An 18,373-nucleotide genomic window follows, 5' to 3' on the forward strand; every position below is an offset into this window, starting at 1 on the left:
TCGAGGAGAACACTCATGGCAACACGTAAGAAGAAGGACGCGGCGGCTTCGGCCAAGGTGTCGAAAGCCGCAACGCTGCGCGACAAGGACGTCGCCGCGCTGCAGACCGAAATCAAGGATCTGCAGAAGGCCCATTTCGGCCTGCGCATGCAGAAGGCCACTCAACAGCTGTCGAACACAGCCACGCTGCGCGTCACCCGTCGTGACATCGCGCGTGCCAAGACCATTCTTGCGCAGAAGCAGCAAGAAGCCGCCAAGTAAGGAGCGAACATGACGGAAGCTAAAAAATCCCTCAAGCGCACCCTGGTCGGCAAGGTGGTCAGCGACAAGCGCGAGAAGACCGTGACGGTGCTCGTCGAGCGCCGTGTGAAGCACCCGATCTACGACAAGATCGTGATCCGCTCGAGCAAGTACCACGCCCATGACGAAAAGGGCGAGTACAAGATGGGCGACATGATCGAGATCACCGAGAGCCGGCCGATCTCCAAGTCGAAGAACTGGGTGGTGACCCGCCTGGTCGAAAAGGCCGTACTGGTCTGATCGCACCGCGGTAACGCAGCCACAGCGAAAGCGGCCCACAATGTGGGCCGTTTTTCTTTTTCAGGAGCACTTTCCATGATCCAAGTCGGCGACACCCTTCCTTCCGCGACCCTGCAGGAGTATTCCGAGGTCGAAGGCGAGGGCTGCAGCATCGGGCCCAACCCGGTCGACGTGAGCAAGGCCACGGCGGGCAAGACGATCGCCATCTTCGGCCTGCCCGGCGCCTTCACGCCGACCTGCTCGGCCAAGCACGTTCCGGGCTATGTACAGAACCACGAGGCGCTCCAGGCCGCCGGCGTGGACGAGATCTGGTGCGTGAGCGTCAACGACGCCTTCGTGATGGGCGCCTGGGCGCGCGACCAGAAGACCGGCACCAAGGTGCGCATGCTGGCCGACGGCAGCGGCGCGTTTGCGAACGCGACCGGCCTGACGCTGGACCTGACGGCCCGCGGCATGGGTGTGCGCAGCAACCGCTATTCGATGCTGGTGAAAGATGGCAAGGTCGCCACGCTCAACGTCGAGGGGCCCGGCAAGTTCGAGGTCAGCGACGCCGAGACGCTGCTCAAGCAGGCGCGCGGTTGAGCGCGCCCCGCCTCAGAGCTCCACCTTGAGGTAGTGCGCCCCCGCGATGGGGTTGTGGTAATAGGGCGGCACCTCGACGAAGCCCAGGTCTTCGTAGAGGGCCCGGGCCGATTCCATGTCGTCCAACGTGTCCAGCAGCACGCAGGCATAGCCGGCGCCACGCGCCGCGTCCAGCATGGCCTCCGCCATCTGGCGGCCGAGCCCGAGGCCGCGGAAGGCGGGGCGCACGTAGAGCCGTTTCATCTCGGCGGCATTGGAATAGTCGGCCGTGTCCAGAGGGCGCAGCGCGCAGCACCCGGCCACGTAGGCCATGCCGCCCTGTGCGCGCCGGATGATCGGTGCGTCGATCGGCGGGGCGGCCGCATCCCGGCGCTCGGCGTCCGCCAGAGCCAGCAGCAGCGCGCCGCGCGGCTCGGCATAGTCCCCGGGCAGCGTGGCCAGCTCCTCGTCGAAGTTCTGGAAGCACAGGTCGATGCCCAGCGAGGCGGCGTAGTCCCTGAAGATCGCTCGCGTCGCCTCCAGTTCGTGCGCCTCGTCGGGCGTCACCAGCACGATGTCTGGCGTACCTTCCAGCGGAAGCGGCCGGGTGACGGAAAAACTCATGCTCTGAGCGACGCGATCCACGCCGCGAAGGCGGCGCAGGCCGCAAACACCACCAAAGCCAGCAGGCGCGACGCGGCGTCGTCGCGGCTCGGCGCTGCGCGGCCGTCCGCGACCAGCTTGTCGCCGGAGATCATCGGCCGCACCAGTCGACGGCGCTTGACCGCCACATAGAAGATCACCGCCAGCACGTGCAGGCTCACCAGCGCGATCACGATCCACTTGCCGAACAGGGTGTGCCAGCCCGTGGCGAGGCTCACCGTCGCGCCCGAGACGAAACGCGTGAGCGGCCCCGCCGACATGACTTCGTCGTCGGCCACGAGGCCCGTCGCCACCTGCAGCGACAGGATCGCCAGCAGCGCGAACACCGAGAAGGCGCCCAGCGGGCTGTGCCCGATGAGATGGTCCGGATGCGGGCGCCCGCGCAGGTAGTTCATCACCGAGCCGGGCGAATAGACGAAGGCAGCGAAGCGCGACCAGCGCCCGCCCACAAAGCCCCAGATCACGCGAAACAGCAGCAGCGACAGCACCGTGTAGCCGATCCGGAAGTGCCACTCCATCACGCCGCCGAAGCCGGTCGCCAGCTGGCCGATCACCGCAACCGTGAGCGCCCAGTGAAACACGCGCGTCGGCAGGTCCCAGACACGCGTGCGGATCGCGCTGGCGTCTTCCAGGCTCGCGGGGCGCGTGGCGGACTCTAGGGCGGGGGGCATCGAGGGGAGGCTGGGCGCGAAGCGTCGGAAGGCGCAGATTAGCAAAGTCGGCGCCACCGCGCCTACGGGTTGTCGCTATGCATGGGGCGCCGTCACCCGCCCCTAAACTGGCCCGCGCCGCCAGTCCCGCGGCGCTGCCCCCCACAACAAGGAACCACGATGAATCGCTTTGCCTCGTTGACCCTGGCCGCGGCCGGCGCCGTGCTGTGCCTGCCGGCCCTGGCCCAGTTCGCCAAGACCGAAGACGCCATCAAGTATCGCCAGAGCGCGATGTTCATCCAGAACTATCACATGAGCCGCCTGGGCGCCATGGCCAGCGGCCGCGCGCCCTACGACGCCGCGAGTGCGACGGCGAACGCCGAGGTGGTGGCGGAGATCTCGAAGCTGCCGTGGATCGGCTTCGGCCAAGGCACGGAAGGCGGCAAGGCCAAGCCGGAGATCTGGAAGGAGCAGGCGAAGTTCAAGGAGCTCAACGAGAAGCTGGTCGTCGAGACCGGCAAGCTGCTTGTCGCGTCGAAAGCCGGCAACCTGGACGCACTCAAGACCGCGGTCTCGGCCGTGGGCGAGACCTGCAAGTCCTGCCACGACACTTTCCGCAGCAAATGAAAGCAAGGGGCGCGGTCGAATGACGCCGCCCCGCTGCCGGCCTACGCTTCGGCCAGCAGCTTCTCGATCAGGCGGTGCAGCTCGGCAAAATCGGGCTCGCCCACGTAGCGCTTCACGATCTCGCCGCGCTTGTTGACGATGTAGGTGGTGGGCGTGAGCTTCACGTCGCCCCAGGCCTGGGCCACCGCGCCGGTGTTGTCGATTGCCACCTTGAAGGGCAGCTTGCGCGTTTGCGCGAAGTTCACCACGTAGCTGGGCGGGTCGTAGCTCATGGCCACCGCCAGCGTGTCGTAGCCGCGGTCCTTGTACTTGTCGTAGGTGGCGATCACCTTGGGCATCTCGGCCACGCAGGTGACGCAGCTGGTGGCCCAGAAATTCACCAGCGTGACCTTCCCCTTGAGATCGTCCGTGCTCTTCTTGCTGCCGTCGAGCAGCACGAAGGTCGAGGCCGGTGCGGCCGACACGCCCGTGTCGAGGTACACGCCGACGCCGACAGCCAGGGCGATCGCGATTGCGGCGGCGGGGACGAGTTTTTTCATGGGGCAACGGTGGAACGGAGCGGGGCGATTTTAGTTCCGTCGGATGGGCCGCGCCTGCCTGAGGGCCATCCGCACAGAGGGCGCCCGGGAGGCGGTTCGATAATCGGCCTCCGATGCACCTTTCGTTCCGTTCCCGATGGGCGCCGCTCATCGTCCTCACCGCGGCGCTCGGCGCTTGCAGCCCCGTCTTCAACTGGCGCGAAGTCCCGATCGCGGACGACGGCCTGGTCGCGCTGCTGCCCTGCAAGCCCGACCACGCCACGCGCAACCTGCCCCTGGGCGGCGGCAGCGCATCGGTGGCGGTCGACATGACCGGCTGCGAGGCCGGCGGCGCCACCTTCGCAGTGGCCCATGCCACCGCCGAAGACGCCGCCCAGGCCGACGCGTGGATGCGTGCCTGGCGCGCCGCTACGCGCAGCCAGCTGGCCGGCGCCGCGATCGTCGAGACGCCGGCCACGCTCCCCCGAGCCGCGGGCTCCCCGGCGCCGGTGCGTTTCGAGCTGCCGCAGCAGCAGGGCGCCGGTGGCCCGGCGCCCGCCCACATGCTCTGGTTCGCCCAGCAACGGGCCGGCAAAGTGGACCTCTACCAGGCGACCGTGCTGGGCCGCCCCGCATCGGCCGAGGCACCGGGCGTCTTCTTCGAAGGGCTGCGGCTCCCATGAGCCGCACGGCCGCTCCGAAGGCTCATAGCACCGCAGCCGAAGGCGAAGGTACTCCAGTGAGCCGCCTGCTCACGGGGCGTGGCCGCGGCGCGGCGGTCTTCCTCGCTTTTGCCTTCGCCTACTTCCTCTCCACGTTGATCCGCGCCATCACCGCCACCCTCTCGCCCACGCTGACGGCGGAATTCGAGCTGCACGCGCGCGACCTCGGCCTGCTGGCCGGCGGGTACTTCCTGGGCTTCGCCTTCACCCAGCTGCCCATGGGCGCCTGGCTCGACCGTCATGGCCCCAAGCGGGTGATCCTGTGCTTCCTGTCGGCCGCCGTCGCCGGCTGCCTGCTGTTCTCGGCGGCGACCCAGTTCTGGGTGTTGATGGCGGCACGTGTGCTCACCGGCGTGGGCGTCAGCGCCTGCCTGATGGCGCCGCTGACCGGCTACCGGCGCTGGTTCGACCCGCCGCTGCAGCTGCGCGCCAACTCGTGGATGCTGATGGTCGGTTCGCTGGGCCTGGTTGGCGCCACGCTGCCCGTGCGCCTGCTGATCCCCATCACGGGATGGCGGCCGCTCTTCTGGTTGCTGGCAGCCGGGCTGCTGCTCGCCATGCTGTTGATCGCGTGGGCCGCACCTGCCTGGCGCCCCGCAGGCGGCGAGGCCTCTGGGGCCCCTTCGGACGGCGGCTATGCCGCCGTATGGCGCGACCCCTTCTTCCGCAAGCTCGTCCCCGTCGGCTTCTTCAACTACGGCGGCTTCGTCGCCATGCTGACGCTGTGGGTCGTTCCCTGGCTCACCCGGGTGGCCGGTTATGCGCCGCCCGAGGCGGCCGATGCCCTGTTCCAGATCAGCATCGCGATGCTGATCACCTATTGGCTGTGGGGCGTCGCTACGCCCTGGCTCGCGCGGCGCGGCGTCCCCACCGACCGGCTGATCGCCTGGGGCCTGCCGTTCAGCATGCTGGCACTGGCCGTCATCCTGGTGCTCGGTCCCGCCGCGGGCACGCTGGCCTGGATGGTCTTTCTCTGCGGTTCCACCGTCGTCGCCCTGGCCCAGCCCGCCGTCGCCATGGCACTGCCGCCGGCGCTGGCCGGACGAGCGCTCTCGGCGTACAACCTCGTGGTGTTTCTCGGCGTTTTCGTCGTCCAGTGGGGCGTCGGCCTGCTGGTCGACCTGTTCGGCCGTGCCGGGTTCGATGCGCCGGGCGCTTTCAGGGGCGCGCTGGGGCTGTTCCTGGGATGCTGTTTGTTATCTTATTTCTACTTCCTTTGGGCGCCCCCGCATAATCGACGAACCCGCCTCCGACCCGCATGAACAGCATCTTCATCGTCGCCCACTCGCCGCTTGCCCAGGCGCTGCGGCAGTGCGCGCTGCATGTGTTCCCCGACAGCGAGTCCTCGATCGCGGCGCTCGACGTGCTGCCCAACGTGTCGCCCGACGAAACCCTGGCCGCCGCGCGCATCACCCTGGCCCAGCTGCAGCACACGCCGCGCTCGCAGGTGCTGGTGCTGGCCGACGTCTTCGGCGCCACCCCTTGCAACGTGGCGCAGAAGTTGGTCGACGGCGTGCGTTCGCGGCTGGTGGCCGGCGTCAACTTGCCGATGCTGCTGCGTGCCGTAAGCTACCGCAATGAACCGCTGGAGACGCTGGTGCAGCGCGCGCTCACCGGTGGCACTGCGGGCGTGATGCAGGTGGCGGTGGCGGCGCCCCAGAACCAGGCAAGAAGAAAGCACAGTGATCAAGACATCCGTGACCATCAGCAATAAGCTGGGCCTGCATGCGCGGGCCTCGGCCAAACTCACCAAGATCGCGGGCAGCTATCCATGCGAGGTCTGGCTGGCGCGCGGGGACCGCCGCGTCAATGCCAAGAGCATCATGGGCGTGATGATGCTGGCCGCGGGCATCGGGGTGACGGTGGACGTCGAGACGGACGGCGAGCAGGAGCAGGAGGCGCTCGACGCCATCGTCGCATTGATGAACGACAAGTTCGGGGAAGGCGAATAGAGATGGTTCACCCCCAGGCTTTCTCACCTTCGATCAGCGCGCCGCCCGCGCTTTTCTCCTGAGAGTGCAGCCATGACCTTCGCTGTCCATGGCTTGCCTGTCGCCCGTGGCATCGCCATCGGACGCGCGGTGCTCGTGGTCTCGAGCCGCATCGACGTGGCGCACTACTTCATCAAGCCGGAAGAGGTCGAAACCGAGATCGATCGCGTGCGCATCGCGCGCAACGCGGTCGCCGAGGAACTGCAGAAGCTGCAGGCCAGCGTGGCGCTGATGGGCCCCAACGACGCGCCGCACGAGCTCGCCGCGCTGCTCGAGGTGCACCTGATGCTGCTGCAGGACGAGGTGCTCACCAGCGGCGTCAAGCACTGGATCGTCGAGCGTCTCTACAACGCCGAGTGGGCGCTGACCACCCAGCTGGAGGTGGTCGCGCGCCAGTTCGACGAGATGGAGGACGAGTACCTGCGCGAGCGCAAGGCCGACCTCGAGCAGGTGGTCGAGCGCCTGCTGCACCGCATGAAGGGCACGGCCGCAGTGCTGGCGCCCACGCCGCCGCGGCGCAAGCGCACCGCCGAGGACGACGAGAGCGACCCCACCGCCCGCGACGCCATCGACGCTCCGCTGGTGCTGATCGCCCACGACCTCTCGCCGGCCGACATGCTGCAGTTCAAGAAGAGCGTGTTCGCCGGCTTCGTCACCGACGTGGGCGGGCGCACCTCGCACACCGCGATCGTCGCGCGCAGCATGGACATCCCGGCCGTGGTCGGCGCGCGCAGCGCCAGCCAGCTGGTGCGGCAGGACGACTGGGTCATCATCGACGGCGATGCCGGCGTGGTGATCGTCGATCCCTCGCCCATCATCCTCGCCGACTACGGCTTCAAGCAGCGCCAGGGCGACCTGGAGCGCGGGCGGCTGGCGCGCCTGCGCCACAAGCCGGCCGTCACGCTCGACGGCCAGAAGGTCGACCTGCTCGCCAACATCGAGATGCCCGAGGACACGCTGAACGCCGTCAAGGCCGGCGCGGTTGGCGTCGGCCTGTTCCGCAGCGAGTTCCTGTTCATGGGTCGCGAGGCCCAGCGCCTGACCCGCCTGCCCGACGAGGAAGAGCAGTACCAAGCCTACCGGCGCGCGATCGAGGGCATGCAGGGCATGCCGGTCACCATCCGCACCATCGACGTCGGCGCCGACAAGCCGCTGGACGGCCGGGCCGTGCGCGACGACGAGGCGCACCTCAACCCCGCGCTCGGCCTGCGCGCGATCCGCTGGAGCCTGGCCGACCCCGCGATGTTCCTGACCCAGATCCGCGCCATCCTGCGGGCGGCGGCGCATGGCGAGATCCTGATGCTGATCCCCATGCTCGCGCACGCCAGCGAGATCCGCCAGACGCTGGCGCTGATCGACTTTGCGCGCGCCGAACTCGATAACCGCGGCGTGGTCCACGGCAAGGTCAAGCTGGGCGCCATGATCGAGGTGCCGGCCGCGGCGCTGACGCTCAAGATCTTCCTCAAGCACTTCGACTTCCTGTCGATCGGCACCAACGACCTGATCCAGTACACCCTGGCCATCGACCGCGCCGACGAATCGGTGGCCCACCTCTACGACCCGGCCCATCCGGCCGTGCTGCGCCTGGTCGCCGAGACCATCGCCGAGTGCCAGCGCCAGGGCAAGGGCGTCAGCGTGTGCGGCGAGATGGCCGGCGACGTCGCCTTCACGCGGCTGCTGCTGGGCATGGGCCTGCGCAGCTTCTCGATGCACCCCTCCCAGATCCTCGCGGTCAAGCAGGAGGTGCTGCGCGCCGACACGAGCAAGCTGGACGCCTGGACGCAGCAGGTGCTCGAGGCCGACGACCCGGCCGCCCTGCTGGCGCCCGCGGCCGCGCCGCAATAAAACGAAACACGCCGAAACTGCCGCGAAAGGACTTCGCGGCCGCCGGCTCGCACCATCGAGTCTCCCTGATCGATCCCGATCGCACTGCAAGGAAGACTCTCATGAAACCCTGGTTCAAACGTTCCCTCTTCGGTTTTGCCGGCGCGGCGCTGCTCGCCGGCAGCCTGGCCGGCTGCTCCAGCTATCGCCACGGCTGGGGCGGCGGCTCCGAGCAGGACCGCGCCGAATTCCGCGCCCGCATGGTCGAGCGCGTGGGCAACAAGCTCGAACTCGATGCCACGCAGAAGCAGAAGCTCAACGTGCTGGCCGAGAAGATCCAGGCCCAGCGCCAGGCGCTGCGCGGCGGCGGCGACCCGCGCGCGGAATTCCGGGCCCTGTTCGCCGGCGCCAAGCTGGATCAGGAGCGGGCGAGGAAGCTGGTCGAGGACAAGACGGCCACGATCCAGTCCGGCAGCCCCGAGGTGATTGCAGCCGCCGCCGACTTCTTCGACAACCTGAACCCGGCGCAGCAGCAGAAGGTGCGCGAGTTCATGGACCGCGGCCGCCGTTGGCATCGCCATGGCTGATCTCTCTGCACCGCGGCTCCCGGCCGCGAGGGCCACGAACCCGCCGTGGGCGCGGCCGGCGCCCGACGCCCGGAACGCCTTGCCCGGCGCCACGCTGGGCGGCGTGCGCATCCTGCTGCGCCTCGAAGGCTTGGCCGTGCTCGCAGCGGCGGTGGCCGCCTACATCCACCTGGGCGCCGGCTGGGGCGCCTTCGCCATGCAGTTCCTGTTGCCCGACCTGAGCTTCCTCGGCTACCTGGCCGGTTCGCGCGCGGGCGCCATCGCCTACAACGCGGCGCACTCGTACATCGGGCCGGTCGCCTTGCTGGGGCTGGGCCTGGCCGGCGACGCATCCGTGGCGCTGGCGCTGGGGCTGATCTGGAGCGCGCACATCGGCCTGGATCGCGCCCTGGGCTACGGTCTCAAGTACGGCAGCGAATTCGGCGCCACCCACCTCGGCCGCATCGGCCGCGCAGACCCGTGGTGAGCCCCGCGCCGCACGACGGGGCCTGGCTACGCTCCCACGGGCCGGCGCTGCCATGGCCGCCGGCCTGATCACCAGCCTGCTCTTCGCCGGTAGGCACAATCACAAGCGCATGCCCCGCATCCTGCTGATCGACGACGACGAGCACCTGGCCGCGCCGCTGGCGAGCTACTTCGCGCGCTTCGACTGCGTGCTGGAGAGCGCCCAGCGCCCCAGCGAGGGCCTGGCCAAGCTGCGGGCCCACGCCTACGACGCCGCCATCCTCGACGTCATGCTGCCCGAAATGGACGGCTTCGCCCTGTGCCGCGAGATCCGCAAGGAGAGCGACATCCCGATCGTGATGCTGACCGCCCGCGGCGACGTGATGGACCGGGTGGTCGGCCTCGAGCTCGGCGCCGACGACTACCTGCCCAAGCCCTTCGAGCCGCGCGAGCTGGTGGCGCGAGTGCAGACCATCCTGCGCCGCCAGCGTGCCGTGCCGGCCGCGGCGCCCGCACAGCGCCGCGTGTTCGAGGGCCTCTCGATCGACCTCGACCGGCGCGAGGTGCTGCGCCAGGGCGAGCGCGTGGAGCTCACCGGCACCGAGTTCGAGCTGCTGGCCTTGCTGGCCGACCCGCCCGGCAAGGTCTGGAGCCGCGACGACATCCTGAACCGCCTGCGCGGCCACGAGGCCGAGCTCTACACCCGCGCCGTCGACATCGTGGTGAGCCGCCTGCGCAAGAAGCTGGAGCCGCTGGACTGCATCAAGACCCTGCGCAACGCGGGCTACATGCTCGCCGTCGGCAAGAGCGATCCGTGAACCCTCGTCGCCGGCATCCGCACCGCCACTGGCGCCACCGCTGGCGGCATTCGCTGCGCCTGCGGCTGATCACCGTCTTCGTGCTGCTGGCCATGGCGATGGCGGCGGTGTTCCTGGGCGGCATGCAGCGTGCCTTCTCCACCGGCTGGCGCGAGGCGGCGCAGCCGCTGGTGGGCGACTACATGGATCGCCTGGTGGCCGAGCTCGGCACGCCGCCCGACGTGGCGCGTGCCGAGGCGCTGGTCACGCGGCTGCCGATCTCCATCCGCATCGAGGGCCCGGTGGTCAACTGGGACTCGCATCCGCAGCGCCGCTGGCGCAGCTACGGGCCGAGCCGAGGCGACTGGCTCACGCGCAGTACCGCCGACGGCCATCGCGTGACTTTCGGCCTCGGCACCCTGCCGTGGCAGCGCGAGCCGCACGGCATCGGCTGGATCACGCTCGCGCTGCTGCTGGCCCTGATCGTCATCGCCTACGCCTATGTGCGCCGCCTGCTGCGCCCGCTGGACGACATCCGCGCCGGCGCCGAGCGCTTCGGCCGCGGCGCCTTCGACCAGCCGATCCCGCTGCGACGGCGCGACGAGCTGGGCGACCTGGCGCAGCGCATCAACACCATGGCGCACGACATCCAGGGCATGCTGGACGCCAAGCGCGCGCTGCTGCTGGCGCTGAGCCACGAGCTGCGCTCGCCGCTCACGCGCGCGCGCCTCAATGCCGAGCTGCTGCCCGCCACGCCCGAGGGCGAGGCCGAGCGCACCGCGCTTCTGCGCGACCTGGCCGAGATGCGCGACCTGATCAGCGACCTGCTCGAAAGCGAGCGCCTCGCCAGCCCGCATGCGGCGCTGCAGCGCGAGCCGGTCGACGTGGCGGCGCTGGTTCGCGAGGTGGTGGCCGAGCATCCCGAGGGCGGGCGCGTCGTGCTCGAAGTCGCGGACGGCCTGCCTGCCTTGGCGGCGGACCGCCTGCGCATCCGGCTGCTGGTGCGCAACCTCCTCGAGAACGCGCTGCGCTACGGCGGCGATGCGCCCGAGCCGCCGCGCATCGCGCTGCGCGCAGCGGGGCAGGGCGGCCTCGCGCTGGAGGTGCGCGACTTCGGCCCCGGCGTCGATGCCGAACAGCTCGAGCATCTGACCGAGCCCTTCTACCGCACCGACAGCGCCCGCCAGCGCGCCACCGGCGGGGTCGGGCTGGGCATGTACCTCTGCCGCCTGGTGGCCGAGGCGCATGGCGGCACGCTCACGGTGCGCAACGCCCAGCCGGGCCTGGCGGTCAGCGCCGTGCTGCCTGGCGCCTGAACTCGCTCGGGCTGCCGCCCGTGTGCTCGCGGAACACGCGGCTGAAGTGCGAGAGGTTGCAAAAGCCCGAGGCCAGCGCGATGTCGGTGATCGGCCGCGCCGCGTTCGCCGGGTCCTCCAGCGCGCGGATGCAGCGCGTCAGGCGCTGGTGCAGGATGTAGCCGTTCAGCGTGTCCTCCTCGCCGGCGAAGGCGTTGTGCAGGTGGCGCTTGCTGCAGCGAAGCGCCTGCGCGATGCCGTCGATCGACAGCGCCGGGTCGTGCAGGTGCTGCGCCACGTGCCGGCGAATGCGGTCCTGCAGCGCCTCGCGCTGCGTGCGCGGCGTTTCCTGCCCCGCCAGCTCCATCAGCGACAGCCGCACCAGCTGGATGATCAGCTCGCCCGCGCCGCGCGCCGCCGCTTCGCTCATGTAGGGCAGCTCGAGGTAGGTGTTGCGCATGGTCTCCAGCGCCACCCGCGAGATGCCGCTCGCGCCGCCCACGCGGCGCGCCACCAGCTCGCCCAGCGGCAGGCCGGGCACCGCGAGCTGCGCCTTGGGCAGCATCACGATCAGGTGGTCGCTGCGCTCGGGATTGGCCACCATGTAGTCGGCCGTGGTGTCGTAGAGCGTCCAGCCGCCGGCGCGCACCGACGCCTCGCGGCCGCGCTGCGTCACCGCGGCCGAGCCCTGCCAGGGCGCGACGATCTTCAAATAGTCGGCCTCCGAGCGCCGCGCCATCTGCGGCGTGCGCAGCACGCGGTGGCGGTTGGCTTCCAGCCGGGTCAGGATGACTTCGCCGGCATGCGAGGCCGCGATGTGGCCGTCGAAATCGCTGTCGCCGTAGAGCTCGGATTCGAGGCCGCCGAAATGGCGCCAGACCCATTCGCGCCACACCGGGGCGCGCTCCCGCGGCGGCACTTCGTCGGTGGACAGCAGCAGGGAAGCGGTCACTGAGCAGCCTCCGCGCTACGCGCTGCGGTGCTATTCGGCTTGGGAGCGGCGCGGCGTCTCATGCAACTATTGTCCGGTGCGCCCCCGGGCCCGGCCCTTGCGGGTTAACCACTAGCGCCGTGCACGCTGGGTCAAGTGCATTGTGCGCAGGCGGCAAAGCGCCGCGAAGCCGCCTTTTCTACGATCCCGGAAGCAGGCGCACCCGACGCCACGAGGAGACGCACATGACCCATGCCAATCGCCGCCGCTGGATCCAGCAGGCAGCAGCCACCGTTGGCGCCGCCACCGTCGCGCCCCGGCTCTTCGCGCAGGGCGCGCCGGTGAAGATCGGCTACGCCATCGCCCGCACCGGCCCCTGGGCGGCCGGCGCGCAGGTCAGCCAGGAGCCGAACTACCTGCTGTGGGCCGAGCAGGTGAATGCCGCGGGCGGGCTCTCCGTCAAGGGCGCGAAGCGGCCCATCGAGCTCATCGGCTACGACGACCGCAGCGAGACCGAGACCTGCGTGCGCACCTTCGAGAAGCTGATGGGCAGCGACAAGGTCGACCTGATCCTGCCGCCCTGGGGCTCGGGTGCCAACTTCGCGGTGGCGCCGCTGGCCAACCGCTTCGGCTATCCGATGCTGGCGCCCACCGCGCTCTCGCGCAAGCTGATCGACATGCACCTGCCGTACTTCTTCTCGCTGCTGCAGCAGCCCGACAAGATGATGGGCGCGCTGGTCGACATGATGGTGGCGAACAATGTGAAGACCATCGCCATCGTCTACATGGACGACCTGTTCGGGCTGGAGAACTTCGCCGCCCTCAACGCGGCGCTCAAGAAGACGAGCATCCAGGTCGTGGAGCGCAAGAGCTACCCGTTGGGCGTGAAGGACCTGGCGCCGGTGCTGCGCACCATCAAGGACCTGAATCCGGATGCCTTCATCGGCATCACCTACCCGCCCGACACCCTGCTGGCGAGCCGGCAGTCGCGCGAGGTGGGCTTCAACCCGAAGTTCTTCTACGCCTCGGTCGGCACCGCCTTCCAGCTCTACAAGAACGTGATGCAGGCCAACACCGAGGGCGTGATCGGCATGGGCTCGTGGAACGCCAAGACCAGCCCCGAGGCCAAGGCCTACTTCGATGCGCACACCAAGAAGTTCAACAAGGAGCCGGACCGCTGGGCCAGTGGCCATTGCTGGGCCGGCCTCGAGATCCTGCAACAGGCGGTGGCCAGGGCGGGACTGGACCGCAAGGCCCTGCGCGAGCAGATCGCCAAGAACGAGTTCAAGACCATCCTCGGGCCGATGCGCTTCGAGGGCAGCGAGAACGCCTCCGTGCCCGGAACCGTCGCGCAGTGGCAGGGCGGCGAGTTCGAGGTGGTGTGGCCGAAGAACCGCGCCACCGCGCAGCTGATGCCCAAGCCGGCCTGGAAGTAGCAAGGTGTCCTCGAGCGGATGGGCCGAGCTGCTGGCCGGCGGATTGATCACGGGCGGCATCTACGCGCTGGTGGCGATCGGGCTGAACCTGCAGTACGGCCTGATGCGCATCATGAACATCTCGCACGGCGAGTTCCTGATGCTGGGCGCCTTCCTCACCTGGTGGGCGCACACGCGCTGGGGCGTCTCGCCGCTCGTCTTCCTGCCCGCGGCCTTCCTGGTGCTGATGGCGATCGGCATCGTGGTGCACCGGCTGTGCTTCCGTCGGCTCGCGGCCGGTGCGCCCAACGTGGAGCTGTTCGAGGCGCGCAGCCTGATGGTCGGCTTCGGCCTGATGTTCTTCGTGCAGAACACGGCCCTGCTGCTGTGGGGCGGCGACCTGCGCGGCTACGAGTACCTGGCCGAGCCGGTGCAGCTGGCCGACATGCGCTTCACGGCCAACAAGCTGGTGCTCTTCGGCGTCGCGCTGGCCTTGAGCCTGGCCCTGATCGCGCTGCTCAAGCTCACGCTGCTGGGCAAGGCGGTGCGCGCACTGATGCAGTCGCCGGTCGGTGCGCAGCTGGTGGGCATCCACACCAAGCGGCTGCATCCGCTGGTCTTCGGCATCGGCCTGGGCCTGTCGGGCGTGGCCGGCGCGCTGCTGTCGATGAGCTACGAGATCTCGCCCTCGATGGGCGAGCCCTACACCGTCACGGCGCTGATCGTCATCACCCTCGGCGGCTTCGGCAGCATCGCGGGCAGCCTGGTCGGCGGCCTGCTGCTGGGCGTGGTGGAGGCGCTGGGCATGCATTTCACCAGCCCCTCGCTCAAGATGCTCTTGTCCTATGCCGTGTTCATCGGCGTGCTGATCTGGCGGCCCAACGGGCTGTTCTCGCGATGAACGACAAACGCTTTGCCGGCAAGCCCTGGCGCTGGTTGGTCCTCGCGCTGCTGATTGCGGCCGTGGTGCCCTGGGTGGCCTCGGAATTCGCCAGCGCGGTCGCGCTGAGCTGCCTGATGTACATCGCGCTGGCCACCAGCTGGTCGCTGTTCTGCGGCGCCACGCGCTACCTCTCGCTCGCGACCTCGGCCTTCTTCGGGCTCGGCGCCTATGCCAGCGCCACACTGCTGGGCCTGCTGCCCTGGCCCCTGGTGATCCTCTGCGGCGCCGCCATCGCGAGCGCGGTGGCGGTGGTCATGGGCGCGGCCGTGCTGCACCTGCGCGGCACCTACTTCGCGGTGCTCACCTTCGGCATGACGGAGCTGATCCGTCACGCCGTCACCTTCGTCGAGAAGCAGGTCTCGGGCACGGTGGGGCGGGTGCTGATGGAGGTGCCGACCAACGAGACGGTGTACCTCACGATGCTGGCCATCGCCGGCGCCGCGATCGCCTGCGCCATCCTCGTCAAGCGCAGCCGCTTCGGCCTCGCGTTGGCCGGCATCGGCGCCGACGAGCAGCGCGCCCAGACCCTGGGCGTGGACACGCGGCGCGTCAAGATCGCCGGCTTCGCGCTCACCGCCGCCTTCGCCGGCGCGGCCGGTGCCGCGATGGCGGTGCGCTGGACCTACATCGAGCCGGCGGCGGTCTTCAGCCCCTTCATCGGCTTCCAGACCGTGCTGATCGCACTGATCGGCGGCGCGGCCAGCATCGGCGGCCCGATCGTCGCGGCCATCGTCTTCAGCCTGCTGGCCGAGACGCTGCGCCTGCAGCTGCCTTACGGCTACATGATGGTGCTGGGCTTGCTGCTGATCCTGTGCGTGATGTACCTGCCGAACGGCCTGGCGACGCTGTGGACCGCACGGCAGGGGCGGCGAAATGAATGACGCGGTGATCCCCCTGCTCGAGGCCCATGCGCTCACGGTGCGCTTCGGCGGCCTCACCGCCGTCGATGCGGTCAGCGCGCGCCTGCATGCGGGCGAGCTGGTCGGCATCATCGGGCCCAACGGCGCGGGCAAGACCACTTTCTTCAACGCCATCTCGGGCGTGATCGCGCCCACCGCCGGCACGCTGGTCGTGCAGGGCACCGTCGACCTCACCGGCCGCGGGCCGCACCACTACGCCGCGCACGGCATCGCGCGTACCTTCCAGACGCCGCGCGTGATGGCCGGGATGACGCTGGCCGACAACGTGCGCTTCGGCATGCAGTTCGCGGGGCGCCATCGCAAGCCGCTCGCGGGGCTCGCGAGCGAGCAGGACATCCTCGACATGCTGGGCCTCGGGGCGCTGGCCGGTGCCCAGGCCGAAGAGGTCACGCCCTCGCAGCAGCGGCTGCTGGAGATCGGCATGGCGCTCGGCACCCGGCCGCGCGTGCTGCTGCTGGACGAGGTAGCGGCCGGGCTCACCGAGGCCGAGATCGAGGCGATGGCGCAGCGCATCCGCGGGCTGCGCGACGCGCACGGCCTCACGGTCGTCTGGATCGAGCACGCGGTGACCACGCTGCTCAAGTACGTCGAGCGCGTGCTGGTGCTGCACCAGGGGCGCAAGATCGCCGACGGATCGCCGGCCGACGTGGTGCGCAATGCCGAAGTGGTCGAGGCCTATCTGGGCGACGAGATGGAGGCCGGCCGATGAATGCCGAACTGCGCGTCCGGGGATTGGCGGCCGGCTACCACGGCTTCCAGGTGATCCAGGGCCTCGACCTCGACGTGCTGCCCGGCATCACCGTCGTGCTGGGCCCCAACGGCGCCGGCAAGACCACGCTGCTCAAGGCGTTGGCAGGCCTGCTGCCGCGGATTGGAGAGGTCGTGCTGGACGATGCGCCCCTGCCCGCGAACGATGCCACGGCCTGCGTGCGCCGCGGCCTGTCGCTGGTCGCCGAGGGGCGCCAGCTGTTCCCGCAGATGAGCGTGCGCGAGAACCTGGAGCTCGGCGGCTGGCTGGCGCCGCCGCGCCTGCGCGCCGAACGCCTGGCGCGCGCCTTCCAGGACTTCCCGCGCCTGGCGGAGCGCGCCACGCAGCTGGCCGGCACCATGAGCGGCGGCGAGCAGCAGATGCTCGCCGTGGCGCGCGCCATGATGAGCGGCCCGCGCCTGCTGATGCTCGACGAGCCCTCGCTGGGCCTCGCCCCGCGCATGGTCGACGAACTGCTCGCCATCGTGCGCCGCATCGCGGCCCAGGGCGTGACCGTGCTGATGGTCGAGCAGAACGTGCGCAAGGCGCTGCGCGCCGCCGACCGCGGCTATGTGCTCGAACGCGGCCGCGTTGTCGCTTCCGGCGATGCGCAGACGCTGCTCGGCTCCGACGTGATCCGCCAGGCCTACCTGGGCGTCGCCTGAATCCACCGTTTCCTGACCCCGAGGACTTCCTGATGACGACACTTTCCATGCTCATCGCCGGCGAGCGCCGTTCGGCCACCGGTGGCGCCACCTTCGAACGCCGCAATCCCCTGGACGGCAGCATCGCCACCGTCGCGCCCGCGGCCACGCCGGCGGATGCGGTCGCCGCGGTCGACGCCGCCGCCCAGGCCTTTCCGGCCTGGTCGCAGACTGGCCCCGGCGAGCGCCGTGCCCTGCTGCTGAAGGCGGTCCACGCCCTCGAGGCGCGCGCCGACGCCTTCGTGCAGGCCATGGCGGCCGAGACCGGCGCGTCCGCGATGTGGGCCGGCTTCAACGTCCACCTCGCGGCAGGCCTGCTGACCGAGGCCGCCGCGCTGACCACCCAGATCGGCGGCGAGGTCATCCCCTCGGACGTGCCCGGGAGCCTGGCCATGGGCGTGCGGCAGGCGGCCGGCGTGGTGCTCGGCATCGCGCCGTGGAATGCGCCCGTGATCCTCGGCGTGCGCGCCATCGCGACGCCGCTGGCCTGCGGCAACACCGTGGTGCTGAAGGGCTCCGAGCTGTGCCCGCGAACCCACGCGTTGATCGTCGAAGCGCTGAACGAAGCCGGCCTGCCACCGGGCGTCCTGAACTTCGTGACCAACGCGCCGGCCGATGCCGGCGCCGTGGTGGAGGCCATGGTCGCGCATCCGGCAGTGCGGCGCGTCAACTTCACCGGCTCCACCAGGGTCGGGCGGATCATCGCGCAGACCTGCGCCAAGTACCTGAAGCCCGCGGTGCTCGAGCTCGGCGGCAAGGCGCCGCTGGTGGTGCTCGACGATGCCGACATCGACGCGGCGGTGAACGCGGCCGCCTTCGGCGCCTTCGCCAACTCGGGTCAGATCTGCATGTCGACCGAGCGCATCGTGGTCGACGCGGCGATCGCCGACGCCTTCGCCGCCAAGTTCGCGGCCAAGGCGCAAAGCCTGCCGCTGGGCGATCCGCGCGAGGGCCCGGTGGTGCTGGGCTCGGTGGTCGACCAGAGCACCGTGGCGCGCTGCAATGCGCTCATCGACGACGCGCTCGCAAAGGGTGCCAGGCTGCTGTGCGGCAGCCGCGCCGACAGCACGCTGATGCCGGCCACGGTCCTCGACCATGTGACGCCCGCGATGCGGATCTACCGCGAGGAGTCCTTCGGCCCGGTGAAAGCGATCGTGCGCGTGAACGGCGTGGAGGAGGCCGTGGCCACCGCCAACGACAACGAGTTCGGCCTTTCCTCCGCCGTCTTCGGACGCGACATTGCGCGCGCCTGGAACGTGGCGCGCCGCATCGAGGCTGGGATCTGCCACGTGAACGGCCCGACGGTGCACGACGAGGCGCAGATGCCCTTCGGCGGCGTCAAGGCCTCGGGCTACGGCCGCTTCGGCGGCAAGGCCGGCGTGGAGGCCTTCACCGAGCTGCGCTGGATCACGGTGCAGACCACGCCGCGGCACTACCCTTTCTGAGCTGTCGCCTTCGCTACCGCCGCGCCCTCTCGCCGGGGCTACGATGCC

23 protein-coding genes are annotated in these 18,373 nt (G+C 69.9%); 19 read left to right on the forward strand and 4 right to left on the reverse strand.

The genetic code is table 11. From position 1 onward, the window contains the following. The first annotated feature begins 57 nt into the window (after positions 1-57). The 3 genes from rpmC to GXN78_RS14965 all read left to right on the forward strand — a co-directional run bounded on the left by rpmC (position 58) and on the right by GXN78_RS14965 (position 1,122). A complete protein-coding gene (rpmC, locus tag GXN78_RS14955; RefSeq protein WP_106560633.1) occupies positions 58-261 on the forward strand; it encodes a 50S ribosomal protein L29 in 204 nt (67 codons plus the stop codon). 9 nt (positions 262-270) lie between these two features. Next, a complete protein-coding gene (rpsQ, locus tag GXN78_RS14960) occupies positions 271-540 on the forward strand; it encodes a 30S ribosomal protein S17 (protein ID WP_106560607.1) in 270 nt (89 codons plus the stop codon). Between the two features lie 75 nt (positions 541-615). Beyond that, complete coding sequence (locus tag GXN78_RS14965) at positions 616-1,122, forward strand: peroxiredoxin (protein WP_106560608.1); 507 nt, start codon at positions 616-618, stop codon at positions 1,120-1,122. 12 nt (positions 1,123-1,134) lie between these two features. Here GXN78_RS14965 and GXN78_RS14970 read toward each other — a convergent pair whose 3' ends face one another. Both GXN78_RS14970 and GXN78_RS14975 read right to left on the reverse strand, forming a co-directional pair. Beyond that, positions 1,135-1,725 (reverse strand): GNAT family N-acetyltransferase, encoded by a 591-nt coding sequence (locus GXN78_RS14970; protein WP_106560609.1) that lies wholly within the window; start codon positions 1,723-1,725, stop codon positions 1,135-1,137. Further along, complete coding sequence (locus GXN78_RS14975; protein ID WP_106560610.1) at positions 1,722-2,435, reverse strand: cytochrome b/b6 domain-containing protein; 714 nt, start codon at positions 2,433-2,435, stop codon at positions 1,722-1,724. The genes GXN78_RS14970 and GXN78_RS14975 overlap by 4 nt, the downstream gene beginning before the upstream one ends. Before the next feature lie 159 nt (positions 2,436-2,594). On the opposite strand from GXN78_RS14975, the gene GXN78_RS14980 reads away from it, so the two are divergent. After that, on the forward strand, positions 2,595-3,041 hold the full coding sequence (locus GXN78_RS14980; RefSeq protein WP_106560611.1) for a cytochrome c: 447 nt from the start codon (positions 2,595-2,597) through the stop codon (positions 3,039-3,041). A 41-nt stretch (positions 3,042-3,082) separates the two neighbouring features. Here GXN78_RS14980 and GXN78_RS14985 read toward each other — a convergent pair whose 3' ends face one another. After that, a complete protein-coding gene (locus GXN78_RS14985) occupies positions 3,083-3,580 on the reverse strand; it encodes a TlpA disulfide reductase family protein (RefSeq protein WP_106560612.1) in 498 nt (165 codons plus the stop codon). Between the two features lie 113 nt (positions 3,581-3,693). Between GXN78_RS14985 and GXN78_RS14990 the strand changes: the two genes are divergently transcribed. The 9 genes from GXN78_RS14990 to GXN78_RS15030 all read left to right on the forward strand — a co-directional run bounded on the left by GXN78_RS14990 (position 3,694) and on the right by GXN78_RS15030 (position 11,240). Further along, positions 3,694-4,242: a hypothetical protein gene (locus GXN78_RS14990; RefSeq protein WP_106560613.1), complete on the forward strand. Its 549-nt coding sequence runs from the start codon at positions 3,694-3,696 to the stop codon at positions 4,240-4,242. Positions 4,243-4,298: 56 nt separating this feature from the next. Next, entirely contained in the window at positions 4,299-5,543 is a 1,245-nt protein-coding gene (locus GXN78_RS14995) for an MFS transporter (protein ID WP_239142718.1), read from the forward strand. Further along, the gene (locus tag GXN78_RS15000; protein WP_106560615.1) at positions 5,540-5,995 is read left to right on the forward strand and encodes a PTS sugar transporter subunit IIA; all 456 of its coding nucleotides are present in this window, start codon (positions 5,540-5,542) and stop codon (positions 5,993-5,995) included. The genes GXN78_RS14995 and GXN78_RS15000 overlap by 4 nt, the downstream gene beginning before the upstream one ends. Then, the gene (locus GXN78_RS15005) at positions 5,964-6,233 is read left to right on the forward strand and encodes an HPr family phosphocarrier protein (RefSeq protein ID WP_106560616.1); all 270 of its coding nucleotides are present in this window, start codon (positions 5,964-5,966) and stop codon (positions 6,231-6,233) included. The genes GXN78_RS15000 and GXN78_RS15005 overlap by 32 nt, the downstream gene beginning before the upstream one ends. A gap of 72 nt (positions 6,234-6,305) precedes the next feature. Continuing rightward, complete coding sequence (ptsP, locus tag GXN78_RS15010; protein WP_106560617.1) at positions 6,306-8,117, forward strand: phosphoenolpyruvate--protein phosphotransferase; 1,812 nt, start codon at positions 6,306-6,308, stop codon at positions 8,115-8,117. Positions 8,118-8,218: 101 nt separating this feature from the next. Then, positions 8,219-8,683, forward strand: a complete 465-nt coding sequence (locus GXN78_RS15015; protein WP_106560618.1) for a Spy/CpxP family protein refolding chaperone — start codon at positions 8,219-8,221, stop codon at positions 8,681-8,683. After that, complete coding sequence (locus tag GXN78_RS15020; RefSeq protein ID WP_106560619.1) at positions 8,676-9,149, forward strand: DUF4260 domain-containing protein; 474 nt, start codon at positions 8,676-8,678, stop codon at positions 9,147-9,149. The genes GXN78_RS15015 and GXN78_RS15020 overlap by 8 nt, the downstream gene beginning before the upstream one ends. 109 nt (positions 9,150-9,258) lie before the next feature. Beyond that, entirely contained in the window at positions 9,259-9,945 is a 687-nt protein-coding gene (locus GXN78_RS15025) for a response regulator transcription factor (RefSeq protein ID WP_106560635.1), read from the forward strand. Further along, the gene (locus GXN78_RS15030) at positions 9,942-11,240 is read left to right on the forward strand and encodes an ATP-binding protein (protein ID WP_239142719.1); all 1,299 of its coding nucleotides are present in this window, start codon (positions 9,942-9,944) and stop codon (positions 11,238-11,240) included. The genes GXN78_RS15025 and GXN78_RS15030 overlap by 4 nt, the downstream gene beginning before the upstream one ends. Here GXN78_RS15030 and GXN78_RS15035 read toward each other — a convergent pair. Next, positions 11,215-12,171, reverse strand: coding sequence for a helix-turn-helix domain-containing protein (locus GXN78_RS15035; RefSeq protein ID WP_106560620.1), 957 nt, complete (start codon positions 12,169-12,171; stop codon positions 11,215-11,217). The two genes, GXN78_RS15030 and GXN78_RS15035, sit on opposite strands and share 26 nt — an antisense overlap. Positions 12,172-12,395: 224 nt before the next feature. Here GXN78_RS15035 and GXN78_RS15040 point away from each other — a divergent pair, with 224 nt between their 5' ends. Genes GXN78_RS15040 through GXN78_RS15065 form a run of 6 tightly spaced genes read left to right on the forward strand, consistent with a single transcriptional unit; the run spans position 12,396 to position 18,325 of the window. Further along, positions 12,396-13,586 carry an amino acid ABC transporter substrate-binding protein gene (locus GXN78_RS15040; RefSeq protein ID WP_106560621.1) on the forward strand — a complete coding sequence of 397 codons (1,191 nt, stop codon included), beginning with the start codon at positions 12,396-12,398 and terminating at the stop codon, positions 13,584-13,586. Between the two features lie 4 nt (positions 13,587-13,590). Then, entirely contained in the window at positions 13,591-14,466 is an 876-nt protein-coding gene (locus tag GXN78_RS15045) for a branched-chain amino acid ABC transporter permease (protein WP_106560622.1), read from the forward strand. After that, positions 14,463-15,389: a branched-chain amino acid ABC transporter permease gene (locus GXN78_RS15050; protein ID WP_106560623.1), complete on the forward strand. Its 927-nt coding sequence runs from the start codon at positions 14,463-14,465 to the stop codon at positions 15,387-15,389. Before GXN78_RS15045 ends, GXN78_RS15050 begins: the two co-directional genes overlap by 4 nt. Further along, complete coding sequence (locus GXN78_RS15055; RefSeq protein WP_106560624.1) at positions 15,382-16,137, forward strand: ABC transporter ATP-binding protein; 756 nt, start codon at positions 15,382-15,384, stop codon at positions 16,135-16,137. Before GXN78_RS15050 ends, GXN78_RS15055 begins: the two co-directional genes overlap by 8 nt. After that, the gene (locus tag GXN78_RS15060; protein ID WP_106560625.1) at positions 16,134-16,841 is read left to right on the forward strand and encodes an ABC transporter ATP-binding protein; all 708 of its coding nucleotides are present in this window, start codon (positions 16,134-16,136) and stop codon (positions 16,839-16,841) included. The genes GXN78_RS15055 and GXN78_RS15060 overlap by 4 nt, the downstream gene beginning before the upstream one ends. A gap of 32 nt (positions 16,842-16,873) precedes the next feature. Beyond that, positions 16,874-18,325, forward strand: coding sequence for an aldehyde dehydrogenase (locus GXN78_RS15065; protein ID WP_106560626.1), 1,452 nt, complete (start codon positions 16,874-16,876; stop codon positions 18,323-18,325). Positions 18,326-18,373 lie beyond the last annotated feature (48 nt).

Source organism: Variovorax sp. WS11 (genome assembly GCF_010499245.1).
Lineage (GTDB): Bacteria > Pseudomonadota > Gammaproteobacteria > Burkholderiales > Burkholderiaceae_C > Variovorax.